This window comes from Ureibacillus sp. 179-F W5.1 NHS (genome assembly GCF_045369345.1).
Lineage (GTDB): Bacteria > Bacillota > Bacilli > Bacillales_A > Planococcaceae > Ureibacillus > Ureibacillus halotolerans.
In genome coordinates this window covers 21324-41772 of record NZ_JBIQFG010000026.1, presented here as the reverse complement: position 1 = coordinate 41772, position 20449 = coordinate 21324, and the positions used below count along the sequence as shown (strand labels likewise).

Annotated in this window: 19 protein-coding genes, 1 rRNA gene and 1 riboswitch; of the genes, 15 read left to right on the top strand and 5 right to left on the bottom strand. The window is 38.3% G+C overall.

The genetic code is table 11. The features are described 5' to 3' along the window. Both rrf and ACH0B5_RS12070 read left to right on the top strand, forming a co-directional pair. A 5S ribosomal RNA gene (gene rrf / locus ACH0B5_RS18090) occupies nucleotides 1-75 on the top strand; the annotation flags it as partial. Nucleotides 76-1284: 1209 nt separating this feature from the next. Next, nucleotides 1285-2379, top strand: coding sequence for a mechanosensitive ion channel family protein (locus ACH0B5_RS12070; protein ID WP_341362744.1), 1095 nt, complete (start codon nucleotides 1285-1287; stop codon nucleotides 2377-2379). 49 nt (nucleotides 2380-2428) lie between these two features. Here ACH0B5_RS12070 and ACH0B5_RS12065 read toward each other — a convergent pair whose 3' ends face one another. The 4 genes from ACH0B5_RS12065 to ACH0B5_RS12050 all read right to left on the bottom strand — a co-directional run bounded on the left by ACH0B5_RS12065 (nucleotide 2429) and on the right by ACH0B5_RS12050 (nucleotide 5877). Beyond that, nucleotides 2429-2953, bottom strand: coding sequence for a PepSY domain-containing protein (locus ACH0B5_RS12065; RefSeq protein WP_241559334.1), 525 nt, complete (start codon nucleotides 2951-2953; stop codon nucleotides 2429-2431). A gap of 104 nt (nucleotides 2954-3057) precedes the next feature. Beyond that, on the bottom strand, nucleotides 3058-3810 hold the full coding sequence (locus ACH0B5_RS12060) for a PepSY domain-containing protein (RefSeq protein WP_122972565.1): 753 nt from the start codon (nucleotides 3808-3810) through the stop codon (nucleotides 3058-3060). Continuing rightward, nucleotides 3807-5174 carry a sensor histidine kinase gene (locus ACH0B5_RS12055; protein WP_406927876.1) on the bottom strand — a complete coding sequence of 456 codons (1368 nt, stop codon included), beginning with the start codon at nucleotides 5172-5174 and terminating at the stop codon, nucleotides 3807-3809. The genes ACH0B5_RS12060 and ACH0B5_RS12055 overlap by 4 nt, the downstream gene beginning before the upstream one ends. Further along, nucleotides 5164-5877, bottom strand: a complete 714-nt coding sequence (locus ACH0B5_RS12050) for a response regulator transcription factor (protein WP_341362742.1) — start codon at nucleotides 5875-5877, stop codon at nucleotides 5164-5166. The genes ACH0B5_RS12055 and ACH0B5_RS12050 overlap by 11 nt, the downstream gene beginning before the upstream one ends. A gap of 215 nt (nucleotides 5878-6092) precedes the next feature. Between ACH0B5_RS12050 and ACH0B5_RS12045 the strand changes: the two genes are divergently transcribed. From ACH0B5_RS12045 to purD, 13 genes are all read left to right on the top strand, one after another. Further along, nucleotides 6093-6281 (top strand): NETI motif-containing protein, encoded by a 189-nt coding sequence (locus ACH0B5_RS12045; RefSeq protein WP_122972568.1) that lies wholly within the window; start codon nucleotides 6093-6095, stop codon nucleotides 6279-6281. Between the two features lie 173 nt (nucleotides 6282-6454). Next, nucleotides 6455-6554, top strand: a riboswitch (purine riboswitch). A 196-nt stretch (nucleotides 6555-6750) separates the two neighbouring features. Next, complete coding sequence (gene purE, locus ACH0B5_RS12040) at nucleotides 6751-7239, top strand: 5-(carboxyamino)imidazole ribonucleotide mutase (RefSeq protein WP_406927875.1); 489 nt, start codon at nucleotides 6751-6753, stop codon at nucleotides 7237-7239. Continuing rightward, on the top strand, nucleotides 7236-8360 hold the full coding sequence (gene purK / locus ACH0B5_RS12035) for a 5-(carboxyamino)imidazole ribonucleotide synthase (RefSeq protein WP_122972570.1): 1125 nt from the start codon (nucleotides 7236-7238) through the stop codon (nucleotides 8358-8360). Before purE ends, purK begins: the two co-directional genes overlap by 4 nt. A gap of 14 nt (nucleotides 8361-8374) precedes the next feature. Beyond that, entirely contained in the window at nucleotides 8375-9670 is a 1296-nt protein-coding gene (purB, locus tag ACH0B5_RS12030) for an adenylosuccinate lyase (protein ID WP_341362740.1), read from the top strand. Between the two features lie 93 nt (nucleotides 9671-9763). After that, nucleotides 9764-10474, top strand: a complete 711-nt coding sequence (gene purC / locus ACH0B5_RS12025; RefSeq protein WP_341362739.1) for a phosphoribosylaminoimidazolesuccinocarboxamide synthase — start codon at nucleotides 9764-9766, stop codon at nucleotides 10472-10474. Nucleotides 10475-10476: 2 nt separating this feature from the next. After that, the gene (gene purS / locus ACH0B5_RS12020) at nucleotides 10477-10725 is read left to right on the top strand and encodes a phosphoribosylformylglycinamidine synthase subunit PurS (RefSeq protein WP_341362738.1); all 249 of its coding nucleotides are present in this window, start codon (nucleotides 10477-10479) and stop codon (nucleotides 10723-10725) included. A gap of 2 nt (nucleotides 10726-10727) precedes the next feature. Then, nucleotides 10728-11408, top strand: a complete 681-nt coding sequence (purQ, locus tag ACH0B5_RS12015) for a phosphoribosylformylglycinamidine synthase subunit PurQ (protein WP_341362737.1) — start codon at nucleotides 10728-10730, stop codon at nucleotides 11406-11408. Beyond that, entirely contained in the window at nucleotides 11398-13626 is a 2229-nt protein-coding gene (purL, locus tag ACH0B5_RS12010) for a phosphoribosylformylglycinamidine synthase subunit PurL (protein WP_406927874.1), read from the top strand. The genes purQ and purL overlap by 11 nt, the downstream gene beginning before the upstream one ends. Next, a complete protein-coding gene (purF, locus tag ACH0B5_RS12005) occupies nucleotides 13602-15029 on the top strand; it encodes an amidophosphoribosyltransferase (RefSeq protein WP_122972576.1) in 1428 nt (475 codons plus the stop codon). The genes purL and purF overlap by 25 nt, the downstream gene beginning before the upstream one ends. A 14-nt stretch (nucleotides 15030-15043) precedes the next feature. Continuing rightward, nucleotides 15044-16099 (top strand): phosphoribosylformylglycinamidine cyclo-ligase, encoded by a 1056-nt coding sequence (gene purM / locus ACH0B5_RS12000; RefSeq protein WP_122972577.1) that lies wholly within the window; start codon nucleotides 15044-15046, stop codon nucleotides 16097-16099. Beyond that, on the top strand, nucleotides 16099-16665 hold the full coding sequence (gene purN, locus ACH0B5_RS11995) for a phosphoribosylglycinamide formyltransferase (protein ID WP_341362735.1): 567 nt from the start codon (nucleotides 16099-16101) through the stop codon (nucleotides 16663-16665). The genes purM and purN overlap by 1 nt, the downstream gene beginning before the upstream one ends. 77 nt (nucleotides 16666-16742) lie before the next feature. After that, nucleotides 16743-18269: a bifunctional phosphoribosylaminoimidazolecarboxamide formyltransferase/IMP cyclohydrolase gene (purH, locus tag ACH0B5_RS11990; protein WP_406927873.1), complete on the top strand. Its 1527-nt coding sequence runs from the start codon at nucleotides 16743-16745 to the stop codon at nucleotides 18267-18269. A 98-nt stretch (nucleotides 18270-18367) separates the two neighbouring features. Continuing rightward, nucleotides 18368-19624: a phosphoribosylamine--glycine ligase gene (gene purD / locus ACH0B5_RS11985; RefSeq protein ID WP_122972580.1), complete on the top strand. Its 1257-nt coding sequence runs from the start codon at nucleotides 18368-18370 to the stop codon at nucleotides 19622-19624. Nucleotides 19625-19687: 63 nt separating this feature from the next. On the opposite strand, the gene ACH0B5_RS11980 is transcribed toward purD, so the two are convergent. Next, the gene (locus ACH0B5_RS11980; protein WP_406927872.1) at nucleotides 19688-20272 is read right to left on the bottom strand and encodes a hypothetical protein; all 585 of its coding nucleotides are present in this window, start codon (nucleotides 20270-20272) and stop codon (nucleotides 19688-19690) included. Between the last annotated feature and the right edge of the window lie 177 nt (nucleotides 20273-20449).

The window sequence follows — 20449 nt, the reverse complement described above, 5'->3', positions numbered from 1 at the left end:
GAACACGGAAGTTAAGCTCTTTAGCGCCGATGGTAGTTGGGGGCTTCCCCCTGTGAGAGTAGGACGTTGCTAGGCAATTAAAGACCACTGAAATTCAGTGGTCTTTTTTTATATCCAAAAAGCCCCCAACAAACAAAAGCCGAAGGCTTTAATCGGCGCGTTTAAGAACAAACAAAAGTACAGAAGAAAAAACTCGAGAAGTGGGAGGACCGAGGAAAACAAGGAATCAAGGAAGCCCGAAGCGCAGTGTACTTGGTACATGAGCATCGGACTGACGCAGATGACGCAGTTTTCCGACGTGTCATCGCGCTTCGCAGAAAGCGTCGATGGTAGTTGAGGGGTACCCCCTGTGAGAGTAGGACGTCGCTAGGCAATTAAAGACCACTGAAATTCAGTGGTCTTTTTTTATATCCAAAAAGCCCCCAACAAACAAAAGCCGAAGGCTTTAATCGGCGCGTTTAAGAACAAACAAAAGTACAGAAGAAAAAACTCGAGAAGTGGGAGGACCGAGGAAAACAAGGAATCAAGGAAGCCCGAAGCGCAGTGTACTTGGTACATGAGCATCGGACTGACGCAGATGACGCAGTTTTCCGACGTGTCATCGCGCTTCGCAGAAAGCGTCGATGGTAGTTGAGGGGTACCCCCTGTGAGAGTAGGACGTTGCTAGGCAAATAGAGACCACTGAGATTCAGTGGTCTTTTTTATATCCAAAAAGTCAGCCCCCAACATACAAAAGCCGAAGGCTTGGTCGGCGCGTTTAAAAACAAACAAAGGTACAGAAAAAAAACTCGAGAAGTGGGAGGACCGAGGAAAACAAGGAATCAAGGAGGCCCGAAGCGCAGTGTACTTGGTACATGAGCATCGGACTGACGTAGATGACGCAGTTTTCCGATGTGTCATCGTGCTTCGCAGAGAGCGTCAATGGTAGTTGAGGGGTGCCCCTGTGAGAGTAGGACGTTGCTAGGCAATTAAAGATCACTGAAATTCAGTGGTCTTTTTTTATATCCAAAAAGTCCCCAACATACAAAAGCCGAAGGCTTTAATCGGCAACGATCAAAAATGCAGAAGGAAAAACTCGAGAAGCGGGAGGACCGAGGAAAACAAGGAATCAAGGAAGCCCGAAGCGCAGGTGTGACTCGTTACATGAGCAATTAAATGAGCTTTACATAAGGCGTAAAATTGTACACATTCGCTGGATTTGATATGATTATAAAAGTTTTAAAAAAGGAATTTCATATTCTTATTGAAGGGAATAGAAGATTTTTTAGATAGGGGTAAAAGAATATGATTGATTCAATTCGTTGGATATATACGAATATGATTGATCCAAAGTTGACCGATATAGTAAGTGCTTTAGTATTGATAGTAATTGGATGGTTGCTGCAACATTATTTATTAAAATATATGATTCAAAAAATAGTTCGATTTTTTGAGAAAAAGTCGAAATTAATGACTGCTAGAATTATCGAGCATTTTAGTAGAGAGATTCGACATGCGATTTTTACGTTAATCGTCTTTTTTTCATTGTCCATTATTATGGAAAGTTCTTTATTTTCCAGTCTTTCTATGCGCAACTTATTGTATTCATTAATGGTGTTTTATTTCTTTAAAGGAGTTTATGATGTTTTAGCGTATTATGCAAATCATCCCGAGTCCTTTCATCTTGATGTAAGTAAATCCACAAAATTAACACCTTTTACATTACGTATAGTGAATGCTTTTATTGCAATTATAGCGATCGTATTAATCGCTTCATTATGGAATTTTAATTTGAATGGATTTTTAACAGGAATAGGGCTTACCAGTGTTGCTTTAGCTTTTGGTGTGCGTGATACATCCTCCCATATTTTTGGAGGATTGTCGATGACGCTGGATAAGCCTTTTCAAGTAGGAGATTATATTTCAACAGAAGATAGTAAAATTGAAGGTGTTATTCAAGATATCAACCTTCGATCTACATTAATTGCAACAGCAGATAAAGGAATTGTTTACGTCCCAAATGCTTATTTAATGAATAAACCGATTTATAATTTAACAAAGCGTGAGAAACGGAAAATTCAAACCTATTATTATTTATCGACGAAACATACAGAAGAGGAAATTCGAAATATTTGTAATGAGGTGAACAAGCAAATTATTTTACATCCCCAAACATCAAAGGATGATTTAATCCTTGTTTATATTGATGAGTTCCATGCAGATTATTATCGAATGTTAGTTAGTTATTATATTCCTTCTAATGATATACATGAAAGATACGAAGTACAGCAGGATATTTTATTTGTAATTAAACAGGTGATGGATGATGCCGCCATTATCCTAGTTGACCAAGATTCGATTAAAATAAACGATTCCGAACGAGATTTAATTTCAAATTAAAAAAGGAAGTAAAAACATTGCTGTTTTTACTTCCTTTTTCTTTATATGCTTAGTCATCATATCGGTCGTCGTCATCATCGTCATCGTAACGATCATCTAAATCGTCGTCATAGCGGTCATCTAAATCATCATAATCATCATCATATCGGTTGTCGTCGTAAACATTGTTATTTTGTTTTGGAGCTTTTGTCGATGCATTTACATTTGTGTTTTTCGCAGAATTTGTTGTGTTTGTATTTGTGTTTGTGTTTGTTTGAGTGTTTTGAATAGTATCGTCATAATCAAGTCTTTCTTTTGTTTTCTTTAATAATTCACCGGAAAATGCATCAAGTTTTAAATCATATTCTGCATCATCTGTAATCACTTCAACTTCGTAATAGCTTCTTGTAACACCTGTTTCGAATTCGATATCACGGATTGTTCCTTTCACTTCGGCTAAAGCCTTTTTCTCAACTTCACTTGTTGTTAATTTTTCAGCGTTGGCAGAACCGGTAATGTTTCCTCCTGTTACAGCAATAATGCCACCAATGCCCATAACCCCTAGTAATACAGGTACTAAAATCACTTTTTTCATGTCATATCTCTCCTCACTGATTTTGATACCTTTATATTACTGGAGGAAAATGATAAGAAAGGGAGAATAAGATTAGAAATTGATTAGAAAATAAGAAAGAATGTCTAATCTTCGTCATCACTTTCATCGCCTGAGTCGTCATCGTCGTCATCATCTAAATCATCGTCACGTTGAGTTACGGAAAGTATTTTTCCGGAGACAGCGTGTATTTGAAATGTTTCTTCTTCATTATTCCCGTCGATTTCTACTAAATAATAACCTCCATCGTTTGATTCTTCATAGGCAATATATTCTACCGTACCGTTTAATTGGGAGAGGGCAATTTGTTTTGCTTCATCACTCGTAATCACTACAGAAGTATCGGATTGGGCATTTTGCTCTTTTACATTTTCTGAAATAATAGCGCCAGTTATAGCGTTAACAACTAGAGTTTTTAATCGCTCTTGTTCTGTTACTTCAACAATATATTGAGGATTTTCGTCATTATTTTGGAACGTAATGGATTGAATCGTTCCGTTATTTTGGGAATTTAAAAGGGTACGTATCTCTTCTTTTGTTTTTACCGTCTTGTTTAAATTAGACTCTGTTTTATTCAAACTTAAAATATTTCCAGTTTCCGCATCGATTTGTAACTCATATGTTTCATTGTTTTTTTCAAAGGCCATATAAAAAATATCGTCTTTTTCATCAAAAGACTCTACAGAACCACCGTATAAAGTTTCAATTTTTTTAGTAGCTTCATCGACAGTTAGTTCATCTGGACTGGAAAAGCGATCTTGAATAATCCACACGACAAATACGGTAACGGCTAACATTAATACAACTAAAGAAATCATCCATTTCGTATAATTTGTCATCGGTTATCCTCCTCGCTTAAATCGTTTTGTATAGGGATAAGTAATGTAAAGGAAGAACCTACTCCTAATTCGCTTTCGACTTTTATTTCAATCTGTAGACGTTCGGATAATTCCTTTGCAATGGCTAAACCAAGTCCTGTACCACCAGTTTTACGATTTCGATCTTTATTTACTCGATAAAATCGATCAAATAGATGGGGAAGTTGATCCTTTGGAATACCTTCTCCAAAATCTTGAATTGTAATGGAAATAGAATGCCCAAGTTTTGCTGATGTTACGATGATTTTATCATCACTATATTTTCTTGCATTATCCAATAATATATATAAAAGCTGCTTTAGCTTCTGTTCATCAGTATAAGCATAAAGCCGTGATTCTCTTTTCAACTCAAAGGGTCTATTATAGGCATGCTGCATTTGGGATAAAGTATTTTCAAGCAATTGGGCAATATCTACTTTATGGATAGTAAGGGAAGTACGCTCTTTATTTTTAGCTAATTCAAGCATCTGTACAATCAAATCATTCATGCGCGATGATTCGTTAACGATAGCTTCCAATGCCTCTGTTGCAACCTTTTCGTTTGTAAATCCACGTCGTAGTAAAAGCTTCGCATAACTTTCAATGACAGTAAGGGGAGTTTTAAGTTCATGGGAAGCGTTAGATACAAATTGTTCTTGCTTACGATAGTTTGTTTCAAGTGCCTCCATCATGCCATTAAACGTTCGACCAATTTCTGCAAGTTCATCTTTTCCTACATCCACCTTGTCGATTTTTTCATAAGTTTTAGAAGTGGCATTTTTCTTCATTGTTTCACTTAAACGTTCTAATGGTTTTAAAATAATTCGACTAAGCCCCATATTGGATAATAGAAGGGGGATGGCTACAAGAGCTGTTACGGCAATTAAAATAAGCTTTAAAAGATTTAAGTTTTTGGCAACATCATCTAACCGTTGTATGAGCTGAAGGGTTACAATGCTGCCATCATTCCAAATAGCTGGAGTTTCCAGCATAATAATAGGAAGTCCATCTATTTCACTCATGGCATAATCCTCGTTTTTACCTACTTCGAATTGAATAGGTTCAAAGGAAAGGGCTTCAACCGAGAAAATTTCATTCCCCGTTTCATTTAACACATGAACTGCTCCATTGGTTGGCATATATGCCCGTAACACAATACTCGGATCTGTCACATCGGATAAATTATTAAAGACAGTCAGAAGCTCCTCACTATCGGATTTTAGTTGTTTATATTCCGTATTAATCGCTAGTTGCTCATAAAGTAAATAAACACCACTGTTCATGACGATCAATAAAACTAACATGAGTAAAGTTGTATATAGATGAATTTTCGTTCTAAGTTTCATGAGGAGACTCCTTTAAAACGTATCCAACACCACGTACCGTCTGGATAATAGGAGTTGGATTAGAAGAATCCAGTTTTTGTCGTACGTATCGAATATAAACATCTACTACATTTGTATCACCGTAATAATCAAATCCCCATACAGCCTCTAAAATTTGCTCCCTTGTTAAAACTTGTTTTGGATGTTTCAGTAAAAATAACAATAAGTCGTATTCCCTTGGTGTTAAATCAATCGTTTTTTCAAAATAAACAACTTCCCGAGTTTGTTCGTGGATCGATAAGTGGCCATAGTTTAAAAGGTGTTCGTCTTTCTTCTCAGCTACTATTTCCTCCCTTTGTTTAGAGAAACGTATCGTATTTCGAATACGTGCTAACAATTCATCGATTTCAAACGGTTTTGTTACATAATCGTTTGCTCCTAGGTCTAAACCTTTTACCTTATCTTCCACTTCGCTTTTAGCAGTTAATAAAATGACAGGGGTTGTTTGTTCGGTTGCACGAATTCTTTTTAACACATCTAAACCATGCATCTCTGGCAACATTAAATCTAATAATACTAAATCAAACTGTCCTTCCCGGTACTTAATAAGCCCAGATGTACCTGTATGTGCCACGTCCGTTTCATAACCTTCAAATTCTAGTTCCAGTTGTAGGACGCGAGCAATGTTTTCTTCATCTTCAATGATTAAAATTTTATGCTTCATCTAATCAACTCACTTTTTCGCTTACTTATATAATTGATAATACAGAACTTTAATTAGAAATTAATGAGAAAACTTTCTGATTTTAAAAATTTTTAAGGATGGAACAAAAATGGGTAAATTATATATAAATTTACGTAACCTTATTAGATTGTCCTTTAAAAAATGAAATGTTTGTTAAAATAAATAGAACAATGAACAGTTGAAAGGAATTATGTATGAGTAAAAAACAAATATGGTTTGAAGTAAATGAAAATGAAACAATCGAACAATGTCTTGAACGAATGAAAAAAGAAGGCTATATGCCAATGGGGCGTAAGGAAGAACCGGTTTTTCATATAGTGGATGGAGAACCAACATATTTACGGCAAAAAATTAAATTTAAAGGAATTTTAATGGGCGATTGAAAAATAATTTGACCAAAACACGAACATTATTGTTTTCTGAAAATTTATCGTTCGCATTTTTTCGTTGATTTTCTGTTTATACCTTGTTAAAATGATGTTAGGAAATAAACATCTTACCTTCCAAATGTGAGTTGTTTAACCTTTAGTGGTTATTTTACACTAAAGTGAAATGGATTATTAAATAAGACCTCCCACATATATGCTAGAGAATATGGCTCTAGTGTCTCTACCCGGCACCGTAAATGTCGGACTATGCGGGAAAGCAAACTTTTGGCGTTTAGAAAGGTGTGGGTACAGATAATGTCCGCTACATTTTCTTTCAAATTAATGTCCTCAAGTATTCTGCTTTCTTTTGCATTAGAGAAAGTGGATTATTTGAGGACTTTTTTATCGTTTAATAGAAAAGATTGAGAGAATGAAAGCATCATATTGAAGTTACATAAAGCGAAAGATTGAAGGAGAGAAATAAATGAATCCAAAAATCGGTGTCATTATGGGAAGTTCCAGTGACTGGGAAACGATGAAACATGCATGTGAAATTCTTGATGAATTACAAGTGCCCTACGAAAAACAAGTCGTATCGGCACATCGTACGCCAGACCTTATGTTTGAATATGCAGAGAATGCTCGTGCAAGAGGTATTCAAGTCATTATCGCAGGGGCAGGTGGTGCAGCACACTTACCAGGAATGGTTGCTGCTAAATCGACTTTACCTGTTATCGGTGTACCAGTTCAGTCAAGAGCATTAAATGGATTGGATTCATTATTGTCAATTGTACAAATGCCTGGTGGAGTTCCCGTAGCAACGGTAGCAATTGGAAAAGCGGGAGCTATAAACGCAGGTTTACTAGCAGCTCAAATTTTATCGATTACCGATCGTGAATTAGCCAATAAGCTAGATGACCGTCGAGAATCCATTAAACAGCAAGTGTTGGAAAGTACAGGTAATCTACTATGACAAAGATTATTTATCCTGGCCAAACGATTGGAATTATTGGGGGAGGTCAATTAGGTCGCATGATGGCACTTTCTGCTAAGGAAGCGGGCTATAAAATTGCTGTACTGGAACCGTCGATTGATTCTCCTTGTGGGCAAATTGCCGATGTGCGAATTGTAGCACCCTATGATGACGAAGCGGCATTAGAAGAATTAGCTGAAGTCAGTGATGTTATTACTTACGAATTTGAAAATATAGACTATGAAGGTTTAAAGAGATTAACAGAAATCGCTTATGTACCTCAAGGAGCAGAATTAGTCCGCATTACTCAAAATCGCATTACAGAAAAATCGGCGATAGTAGAAGCGGGTTGTCCAGTAGCTCCATATATTGTAGCAAATCAGTATGAAGAATTATTAGAGCAAATCGACAAAATTGGCTACCCATGTATTGTGAAAACGGCACGTGGTGGATATGATGGTAAAGGTCAACAACAATTAAATTCAAAAGAGGACTTGCCATTAGCTGAAAAGTTATTTGAACATTCCCCATGTGTAGCGGAAAGTTTTGTCCCTTTTGAAAAAGAGATATCTGTCATTGTCCAACGTAACGGTTATGGGGAGAACTATTGTCTTCCTGTAGGAGAAAACATTCACGTGCATCACATTTTACATGAAACGATTGTACCTGCACGGATTTCTAATGAAACTTATGACAAAGCCATAGAGGCAGCGAAGAAAATTGCAAATTATTTACAGCTTGTTGGAACATTAGCCGTTGAAATGTTCGTCTTAGAAAATGGTGACATTATGATGAATGAATTAGCACCTAGACCACATAACTCGGGCCACTATTCCATTGAAGCTTGTAACATTTCTCAATTTGGACAACATATTCGTGCCGTTTGCGGATGGCCTCTTCGCAAACCGAAACTTATGTCGCCTGCAATTATGGTGAATGTCTTAGGTCAACATGTTGTGCCGTTAAGTAATTCCATTTCAAAACATTCTGATTGGTCAATCCATCTTTATGGGAAAACTGAAGCAAAAGTGAATCGTAAAATGGGACATGTGACAATACTGACCGATAAAATTGACGAAACACTTTATCAAATCGAGAATTCTGGCATTTGGTCGGAATAAAAGGAGAAGAAACAATGATTGAACGTTATACTCGCCCCGAAATGGGCGCAATTTGGACAGAAGAAAATAAATTCAAAGCTTGGTTAGAAGTTGAAATTTTAGCATGTGAGGCTTGGGCTGAACTTGGTGAAATTCCAAAGGAAGACGTAGCATTACTTCGCCAAAATGCTTCCTTTGACATTAACCGTATTTATGAAATTGAACAAGAAACACGCCACGATGTAGTAGCCTTTACTCGTGCCGTTTCGGAAACGTTAGGTGAAGAACGGAAATGGGTTCACTACGGTTTAACATCAACAGACGTAGTAGATACAGCACTTTCATATTTAATTAAACAAGCGAATGCCATTTTACGTAAAGATATTAACAACTTCATTGACATTTTAACTGAAAAAGCAAAAGAACATAAATATACAGTCATGATGGGGCGTACCCACGGTGTTCATGCAGAACCAACTACATTTGGGCTAAAACTTGCTTTATGGCGTGAAGAAATGAAACGTAACTTAGAACGTTTTGAAGCAGCTGCTAAAGTTATTGAAACGGGTAAAATTTCAGGTGCTGTTGGTACGTATGCAAACATTGATTCTTTTGTTGAACAATATGTTTGTGAAAAATTAGGTTTAGCTGCTGCACCAATTTCAACTCAAACATTACAACGTGACCGCCATGCACAATATTTCTCAACGTTAGCTTTAATTGCTACTTCTATTGAGAAATTTGCTACGGAAATCCGCGGTCTACAAAAATCAGAGACGCGTGAAGTTGAAGAAGCTTTTGCAAAAGGACAAAAAGGGTCTTCAGCAATGCCGCATAAACGTAACCCAATCGGTTCCGAAAATATGACAGGGATAGCTCGTTTAATCCGTGGATATATGTTAACAGCTTATGAAAATGTCTCTTTATGGCATGAGCGCGATATTTCCCATTCATCTGCAGAACGTGTCATCCTACCAGATGCGACGATTGGCTTAAATTACATGTTAAATCGTTTCGGAAATATCGTGAAAAACTTAACGGTTTTCCCTGAAAACATGAAACGTAATATGGACCGTACTTTCGGTTTAATTTACTCACAACGTATTCTACTTGCTTTAATTGATAAAGGGTTAGTACGTGAAGAGGCATATGACACAGTACAACCATTAACTGCTCGTGCTTGGGACGAACAAATTCAGTTCCGTCCATTAGTAGAAGCAAACGAGAAAATTTCTTCACTTTTAACTAAAGAAGAAATTGATGATTGCTTCGACTATAACTACCACATTAAAAATGTTGATATGATTTTTGAACGTCTTGGATTAAATTAATTTATTTTTCTACTTGAGAAATTGAATCAATGACATTCCCTCTCGCTAAAGATTAGGGAGAGGGACATGTCAAAATAATTGGAGGCACGGGTCATGAATAAAGGTCAGCTTTTGTATGAAGGAAAGGCAAAACGTTTATATCAAACTGAACAAGAAGACATCTTGTTCGTTGAATATAAAAACAGTGCTACTGCATTTAACGGTGAAAAAAAAGCAGAGATAGATGGGAAAGGGATACTAAATAACCGCATTACCACATTAATTTTCGAAAGATTAAAAGAATATGGAATTGACTCTCATTTTATCGAACGTATTTCAGACAATGAACAACTAGTACGTAAAGTGGACATTATTCCAATTGAAGTAGTCGTTCGTAATATTGCTGCCGGTAGTTTGGCAAAAAGACTTGGTGTAGAAGAAGGAACTCCTTTAAAACGGACAATCGTAGAATTTTACTATAAAGACGATGCCCTTGGTGATCCGATTATTAATAACGACCATATTGATATTTTAGGGATTGCTACAAAAGAGGAAGTAGCAACGTTATACGAGCTAGGTTTGAAGGTTAATAGTATTCTTCAACCAATCTTTGAAGATGTAGGGGTTATTTTAGTAGACTTTAAGCTTGAATTTGGCCGTGACAAAGAAGGCAATGTTTTACTGGCAGATGAAATTTCACCAGATACTTGCCGGTTATGGGATGCCGAAACAAAACAAAAGCTAGATAAAGACGTATTCCGTCGTGACTTAGGTAGTTTAATAGAAGTATATGAAATTATTCTTTCTAGACTTGGAGGCAAATAGAGATGACGAAAGTTAAAATTTACATTACATTACGCGAAAGTGTACTAGATCCACAAGGTTCAGCAGTCCAAGGCTCATTAGCAAAAATGGGATATAACGAAGTGCAAGACGTACGTATCGGCAAATATTTAGAAGTTGTAATTGATGATACTGAACGTGACCTTGATACTCTTGTCAAAGAAATGTGTGAAAAGCTGCTTGCAAACACAGTGATTGAAGATTACCGCTATGAAGTCGAGGAGGCTAACTAATCATGAAATTCGCAGTACTCGTTTTTCCTGGGTCAAACTGTGACATCGATATGTACCATGCCATTAAGGATGAGCTTGGTGAAGAGGTGGAATATGTTTGGCATGATGCTACAGATTTAAGCGAATTTGATGGCATTTTAGTTCCAGGTGGTTTCTCCTACGGGGATTACTTACGTTGTGGCGCAATGGCGAACCAATCTAACGTAATGGCAGAAGTAAAAAGATGCGCAGAAGCAGGAAAACCAGTTCTAGGTGTATGTAATGGATTTCAAATTTTAACGGAAGCCGGTTTACTTCCAGGTGCTTTACTTCGAAATAAAAATTTAAAATTTATGTGCCGAACAATTCAATTAAAAGTAGAAAACAACAATACATTATTTACGAGTCAATATGAAGCAGGAGAAGTGATTAATATACCGATTGCCCACGGAGAAGGTAACTACTTCTGTGATGAAGAAACATTAGCTCAATTAAAGGCGAATAATCAAATTGTCTTTACTTATGCGGGAGAAAATCCAAACGGTAGTATAGAAGATATTGCGGGAATTGTAAATGAGCGCGGAAACGTACTTGGTATGATGCCTCACCCAGAACGTGCTGTCGATGCATTACTTGGCAGTAACGACGGTCTAAAACTATTTAAATCTATTGTCAAACAGTGGAGGGAATCACATGTCAGCTAGTTTCGAACCTAACCAAGAGCAAATTAAAGAGCAAAAGCTATATGCCACAATGGGTATGTCAGATGAAGAATATGACATGGTATGCAACATTTTAGGTCGCCTTCCAAACTGGACTGAAACTGGATTGTTTTCAGTTATGTGGTCTGAACACTGTTCGTATAAAAACTCAAAACCGGTATTACGCAAGTTCCCGACAAAAGGTCCGCAAGTATTACAAGGGCCTGGTGAAGGGGCAGGGATTGTTGATATTGGCGATGAACAAGCGGTCGTTTTTAAAATGGAATCCCACAACCATCCTTCTGCTATTGAACCATATCAAGGGGCTGCAACTGGTGTAGGGGGTATCATCCGTGACGTATTCTCCATGGGTGCTCGTCCAATTGCTATGTTAAATTCATTACGCTTTGGGGAATTACAATCAGAGCGAGGCAAATATTTATTTGAAGAAGTCGTTGCAGGAATAGCTGGGTACGGTAACTGTATCGGTATTCCAACAGTAGGTGGGGAAATTCAATTTGATCCTTGCTATGAAGGTAACCCATTAGTCAATGCCATGTGTGTCGGTTTAATTGACCATAAAGATATTCAACGAGGTATTGCTGCTGGAGTAGGAAATACCGTGATGTATGTAGGGGCGAAAACAGGTCGAGATGGTATTCATGGTGCAACATTCGCTTCCGAAGAACTGTCAGAAGCTTCTGAAGAAAAACGCCCTGCAGTTCAAGTAGGAGATCCATTTATGGAAAAACTTCTTCTTGAAGCGTGTTTAGAAGTGGTTAAATCCGATGCACTAGTCGGAATTCAAGATATGGGAGCAGCCGGTCTAACTTCATCTTCAGCGGAAATGGCTTCAAAGGCGGGTTCAGGAGTTGAAATGAACTTAGATTTAGTTCCTCAGCGTGAAACAGGGATGACTGCTTATGAAATGATGTTATCAGAATCTCAAGAACGTATGTTAATTGTCGTAAAAAAGGGACGAGAAGATGAAATTAAAGCAATTTTCGATAAATATGGTTTAGATGCTGTTGCCATCGGTCGTGTTACAGACGATAAAATGCTTCGTTTACTTCATAAAGGGGAAGTCGTTGCAGAAGTTCCTGCCGATGCATTGGCAGAGGATGCACCGGTTTATTATAAACCGTCTAAAGAACCGGCATACTTTGCTGAATTCCAAGCAATCGAAAATCGTGAACCAGAAGTAGCAGATTTTAAAGAAACATTAAAATCATTATTAAAAGCACCAACTATTGCTTCGAAAGAATGGGTTTATGATCAATACGATTACCAAGTACGTACAAACACTGTCGTAGCACCTGGTTCAGATGCAGCAGTATTGCGAGTACGTGGTACAAATAAAGGTCTTGCGATGACGACTGACTGTAATTCTCGCTACATTTATTTAGATCCGGAAACGGGTGGGAAAATTGCCGTTGCAGAAGCGGCTCGTAACATCGTTGCATCAGGTGGTAAACCGCTTGCGATTACAGACTGTTTAAACTTCGGTAACCCAGAAAAACCTGAGATTTTCTGGCAAATTGAAAAATCAGCTGATGGTATTGCAGCGGCATGTGAAGTATTGAATTCACCAGTAATTGGCGGAAACGTTTCTTTATATAATGAACGTTCAGGTGAAGCCGTTTATCCGACACCAACAATCGGTATGGTTGGTTTAGTAGAAGATTTGGCCCACGTTACGACACAACAAGTGAAGGAAGCTGGAGATGTCATTTACGTAGTAGGCGAAACAACTACAGAGTTTGGCGGATCAGAATTGCAAAAGCTTGTTTATGGAAAAATCTTCGGGAAAGCGCCACAGATTGATTTACATGTGGAAGCAAATCGCCAAGAAGCAATTTTATCAGCTATTCGAGAAGGGCTTGTACAATCTGCCCATGACGTTTCTGAAGGTGGTTTAGCGGTTGCTTTAGTGGAAAAAACATTTGCTTCTAACAAACTAGGTGTCTATGTAACGCTAGAAGGTTCTGCAGTAACTGCTTTATTTAGCGAATCCCAATCTCGCTTTGTTGTAACAGTGAAAGAAGATAAGGCAGCAGCCTTTGAATCAATGATTCCTGATGCAAAGAAAATCGGTATTGTAACGGACGATGGAAAAATAACGATTAATGGTGATACGGGTATTCTTGTAGAAGGTGCAGTGGAGGAATTCCGTTCTGCTTGGAAAGGAGCAATCCCATGCTTGGTGAAATCAGAGGCTTAAATGAAGAGTGCGGCGTATTTGGTATTTGGGGACATCCGGAATCAGCCCAATTAAGCTATTATGGTCTTCATGCTCTTCAACACCGTGGTCAAGAAGGAGCTGGTATCGTTGTAACTGACGGTCAGCAACTTCGGGCGGTAAAAGGTGAAGGACTTGTAAACGATGTATTTAACGAAGAAAAACTAAAAAGTGCAAAAGGAAATGCGGCTATTAGTCATGTTCGTTATACGACGGCTGGTGGTGGCGGAATTGAAAACGTTCAACCTTTATTATTCCGCTCTTCTACAGGTACATTAGCGATAGCTCATAACGGGAATTTAGTAAATGCCAATCATTTAAAACAACATTTAGAACGATCCGGAAGCATTTTTCATTCCACTTCTGATACAGAAGTAGTTGTCCATTTAATTAAGAAAAGTAAAAAACCTGGTTTCCGTGCGCAAGTAAAAGAAGCCCTGTCCTTATTAAAGGGTGCCTTTTCGTTCTTAATCATTACGAAGGATAGTATGATGGTTGCCCGTGATTGCAATGGCTTACGTCCTTTGTCCCTTGGAAAATTAGGAGATGCGTATGTAGTCGCTTCAGAAACTTGCGCCTTTGACTTAATTGGGGCGGAGTATATTCGGGAAGTGGAGCCAGGGGAACTTTTAATCATTTCCGATAAAGGAATTGAAGAAGATCGTTTTGTTGAAGCTGAAAAACGGGCAATGTGTGCGATGGAATATGTATACTTCGCACGTCCAGATTCTAACATAGATCAAATTAATATCCATATGGCTCGTAAACGGATGGGAAAACAACTGGCGAAAGAATGTTTTGGAATTGAAGCAGACGTCGTAACGGGTGTACCAGATTCGTCTATTTCAGCAGCAATCGGCTTTGCTGAAGAAAGCGGTATTCCTTATGAACTAGGGTTAATTAAAAATCGCTATACCGGCCGTACGTTTATTCAACCGACTCAGGAGCTCCGTGAGCGCGGAGTGAAAATGAAGCTTTCTCCAGTCGTTCAAGTAGTAAAGGGAAAACGGGTCATTATGGTGGATGATTCCATCGTTCGTGGTACAACTTCCCGTCGTATTGTCAACATGTTAAAAGAAGCAGGTGCAACTGAAGTGCATGTTGTCATTTCATCACCACCGATGAAAAACCCTTGTTTCTATGGTATAGATACGTCTACAAGTGAAGAGTTAATTGCTTCAAGTAAAAATGTCGAAGAAATACGGGATGCCATTGGTGCAGATTCCTTAACATTCCTTTCTGTAGAAGGACTTGTGGAAGCTACATCCAGACCTTTTGATGATCCAAATCGTGGACTTTGCATGGCTTGCTTTACCGGTGAATATCCAACCGAAATTTTCCCAGATACAGTTTTACCCCATGAAAAGGAACTACAACATAGTTAAGGAGGATTTAACTCATGTCTAAAGCATATGAACAAGCAGGCGTTAATATAGAAGCTGGTTACGAAGCGGTCAAACGTATGAAGTCACACGTTGAACGCACAAATCGTTTAGGTGTAATGGGTACGTTTGGAGGCTTCGGAGGCATGTTTGACTTGTCCTCCCTAAACTTAAAAGAACCGGTTTTAATTTCAGGAACTGATGGTGTTGGGACAAAATTAAAACTTGCATTTATGGTCGATAAACACGATACGATTGGTGTAGACTGTGTAGCGATGTGTGTAAATGATATTGTAGCACAAGGTGCAGAACCCCTTTATTTCTTAGATTATGTTGCGGTTGGAAAGGCAGATCCGAAGAAAATTGAACAAATCGTAAAGGGTGTTGCTGACGGTTGTGTACAAGCTGGTAGCGCCTTAATAGGTGGAGAAACGGCCGAAATGCCGGGGCTTTACGATGAAGATGAGTATGATTTAGCAGGCTTTGCAGTAGGTGCAGTAGAAAAGGCGAAGGTTGTAACGGGTGAAAACATTGTAGAAGGTGACGTGTTAATCGGTCTTGCTTCAAGTGGTGTTCATTCAAATGGATACTCATTAGTTCGCAAAATCCTATTTGAGGATAATGGATACGAGGTACATGAAGTCGTAAAAGGATACGAAGAGCTAGGACCAATCGGTGGGGCCCTTCTTGTACCAACGAAAATTTACGCAAAACCTGTGCTAGACATGTTAAAACGAGTAAATGTTCATGGAATGGCCCACGTTACTGGTGGAGGTTTTTATGAAAACTTACCTCGTATGATGCCAGAAGGTTTAGCAACGGAGATTAATTTAGGCTCTTGGCCAATTCTTCCTATTTTTGAATTTTTAAAGGATAAAGGAGCTTTAGCTGATAAAGATTTATATAACGTCTTTAATATGGGGATAGGTTACGTGCTTTCAGTACCTGCCGAAGAAGCTCAAAAGGTAATAGCGATTGCTGAAGAACATGGGGAAAAGGCTTATCAAATTGGTCGTGTTGTAAAAGGTGAAGGCGTCCACTTTAACGGCGAGCATGATGGGAGTTTAATATAATGACGACGAAAATTGCGGTGTTTGCCTCAGGAAGTGGGAGCAATTTCCAAGCGATTCAAGAGGCGATTCTCCGAGGGGAATTAAATGCTCAAATAAAGCTTGTTGTAACGGATAAGCCTGACGCATTTGTCTTAGAAAGGGCACAAAACTTTCAAATCCCTACCTTTGCATTTCAAGCAAAAAACTATGAATCAAAGGCTCATTATGAACGAGAGATTATAAAACAACTTCGAGATAAAGAGGTAGAATGGATTGTCCTTGCGGGTTATATGCGTATAATTGGCCAAACATTACTAGCTGCCTTTCCAAAAAGGATTGTCAATATTCACCCGTCTTTATTACCATCCTTTCCAGGTAAAGATGCCATTGGACAGGCAATGGAGCATGGCGTCAAAATTACCGGTGTAACGGTTCACTTTGTTGATGAAGGAATGGATACAGGCCCGATTCTTAGTCAAGCTGCCGTAGAAGTAGTTGAAGGGGATCGAGAAGCAACAGAAAAACGAATCCATGAGCTGGAACATGAGTTATATACGAACACTTTAAAAAAGCTATTTGAAAATTAATTTTGAATAAGAGGGTACCACCTTGTTGGATTCCCGATTATTTTACATATTTGTTATAAAAATTGGAGGTCTTTTTCGTGACGAAACGTGCACTTATAAGTGTTTCTAATAAAGATGGTATTCTAGAATTTGCAAAGGAATTAGTAGCATTAGATTATGAAATTTTATCAACAGGCGGTACGAAAAAAATGTTACAAGAAAATGGTGTTCCTGTAACAGCGGTTGATGAAGTTACAAAGTTCCCAGAAATTCTAGATGGTCGTGTAAAAACATTAAACCCAATGATTCATGGTGGACTTTTAGGAAAGTTTGACGATCCTTCCCACCAAGCCCAAATGAACGAACATGGGATTGAACCAATTGAAATTGTTTGCGTTAATCTTTATCCCTTCGTTGAGACAATTTCAAAGCCCGATGTAACATGGGATGATGCGATTGAAAATATCGATATCGGCGGTCCAACAATGTTACGTTCTGCTGCAAAAAACCATCAATATGTAACGGTTATTGTCGATTCCAATGATTATCCGAAAGTTCTGGAACAATTAAAAAATCAAGGGTCGACAACGATTGAAACACGCCGTGAACTAGCTGCAAAAGTATTCCGTCATACAGCGGCCTACGATTCTTACATATCGAACTACTTAACGGAAGAATTATTCCCAGAAAACTTAACCATTACTTATGAATTAAAACAAACGTTACGTTATGGAGAAAACCCACATCAAAAAGCGGCATTTTACCAAAAACGTCTAGGATCTGATTTCTCATTAGCATATGCTACTCAATTACATGGAAAAGAATTATCTTATAATAACATTCAAGATGGAAATGCAGCGCTTCAAATCGTGAAGGAATTCGATATTCCAGCAGCGGTAGCCGTTAAGCATATGAATCCATGTGGTGTAGGAACAGGTACAACAATTGAAGAAGCCTTTGATAAAGCGTACGAGGCAGATCCAACTTCAATTTTTGGAGGAATTATTGCTTTAAATCGCGAAGTAGATGAAGCAACCGCTGAAAAACTAAGCGGTATTTTCTTAGAAATCATTATTGCTCCTTCGTTTACGGAAAAGGCATTAGAAATTTTAACGAAAAAGAAAAACATCCGTTTAATGGCAATCAACTTCGCTCAAGAGAAGCAAGATCCATTTAAAGTAGTTTCCGTAGAAGGTGGCTTATTAGTTCAAGAAGATGATGCCTATGGATTAAATGATGCAAATATCCAAGTTGTAACTGATCGTAAACCGACGGAACAAGAATGGGCAGCATTAAAACTTGGTTGGTCCGTTGTAAAACACGTGAAATCGAATGCGATCGTTGTAACGGACGCACAAATGACTTTAGGTGTTGGAGCGGGGCAAATGAATCGTGTTGGTTCTGCTAAAATTGCATTAGAACAAGCTGGTAATAAAGCGAAGGGAGCTGCATTAGCTTCAGATGCTTTCTTCCCAATGAGTGATACAGTAGAGGCAGCAGCGGCAGCTGGTATTACAGCGATTATTCAACCAGGCGGCTCCATCAAAGACCAAGATTCAATCGATAAAGCGAATGAGTATGGTATCGCGATGGTATTTACAGGTATTCGTCATTTTAAACATTAATTATGAATACAGTATGAAATGGCAAAACGCTCGTCATGAGGCGAGCGTTTCCTTTGGAGGATACATTGGACATCGAGTAAATAAGGAGGCTATCTCACATGAATATTCTTGTGGTCGGTAGTGGCGGGCGTGAACATGCTATAGTGAAAAAATTTAATCATTCCCCTTCAGTCAATAGAGTGTTTGTTGCGCCAGGGAATGACGGAATGAGACAAGATGCGGAAGTAGTACCGATTGATGCAATGGATTTTGCTGGTCTTGCCCAATTTGCAAAGGACAATGCGGTTGACCTTACCTTTGTTGGTCCCGAACAGCCATTGGCAGCAGGTATTGTCGACTTTTTCCAATTACGTGGGTTAACGATTTTTGGCCCTACGAAGGCGGCTGCTCAAATAGAAGGTAGTAAGTCTTATGCGAAGACATTAATGAAAAAGTACAACATTCCAACGGCAGCTTATGAAACGTTTACGGATGCAGAAAAGGCTGTTGAATATGTGAAACAACAAGGTGCACCAATAGTTGTCAAAGCGGACGGATTAGCAGCTGGTAAAGGTGTAATCGTCGCAATGACAGAACAAGAAGCATGCGATGCCATTTACGATATGATTGGGAACCAACGTTTCGGCGATTCTTCTTCACGGGTTGTGATTGAAGAATTTTTGGACGGAGAAGAGTTTTCCTTCATGTCATTTGTTCATAAAGGACAAATTTATCCAATGGTTATTGCCCAAGATCATAAACGAGCTTACGACGGTGATAAAGGACCAAATACAGGAGGAATGGGTGCGTATTCCCCAGTCCCTCAAATTCCGCAAGAGTATGTGAGACGTGCCTATATTGAAATTGTAGAAGCAACTGTAAAGGCGATGGAGGAAGAGGGTGTTTCCTTTACGGGTATTTTATATGCAGGATTAATATTAACAAACGAAGGACCAAAAGTGATTGAATTTAATGCTCGATTTGGTGATCCCGAAACACAAGTTGTACTTCCACGAATGACTTCAGATTTTGGATTATTTATGAAGGCATTAATGGAAGAACAATATTTTGATTTACAATGGTCAGATGATGCGATGTTAGGTGTTGTAATTGCTGCAGAAGGCTATCCAGGAGATGTGGAGAAGGGCAATCCTCTTCCGGATTTAGCTGATTTGACTGAGAAGTTTGATATTTACCATGCAGGGACGAAATTAGTGGATAGTCACTTTGTAGGTAATGGTGGCCGTGTCCTACTCGTTGCTGCAAAGGCAAATACTTTAAAAGAAGCACAAGAAAAAGTGTATGCAAGTATTAACGAACAACAGTGGGGGAAATTTTTCTACCGTAAAGATATCGGTTGGAGAACATTCCAATAATGAACAATGGCAAGAATCGAATCTCTTCGACTTCTTGCCATTCTTTTTTAAGAAAAATGAATTTTAACTAGGGTTAATTACTGACTTTTTACTTTTTGTAGAATTGTTTGAACCAGATTGATTACTGTTTTGATTATTACTTTGATTATTACTTTGATTATTGTTTTGATTAGATTGATTTCCCGACACCGTATCCGCCACTGTTTTTGCTACTTGAGATGCTGTATTGGCCATTGTTCCGCTTGGAGCAACATTCGAGACGGTTTGAGCTACTTGTGAAGCAGCATTTGCAAAATTTTGCATTGTGGAAGAACCAGAACTTGATGATTGGGATGTACTATTAGAGGAGTTACCTGTACCCCATCGGCTCTCATAGGATTGATTAAATTGCTGCATAATGCTATCGCCATCTAAATATTCATCAAAAGTCGTTGAAACGGCATTTTTTACGTTTGAATTAATGAATGCCTTTGTGGGACAATATAGAAAAATCCCTTCTGCCACTTTCATAGCACCAGCAGCAACGAACAGTGCCCCTAAACCACGATTTCCGGATTCTTTTGCCAGGTGGGCAATACCGCAAGCTGTTAAACCTGTACCAAGGGCTAAACGGACAAATCCACTTCTTTCAGAAATGTTTTCTTCCATGTAAAGTTCCACTCCTTTTATTAGAATATAATTCCAAATAAAACACTTTAATATAAAAAAGTGCTGTGATACGATAAAACCATTAAATTCCTTGCAACTCAAATAAATATTTGAACAATTTTTGAGCAAAGTTAGTATGTGCGTATAAATAGCGAATAAACAAAATAAATATTATAA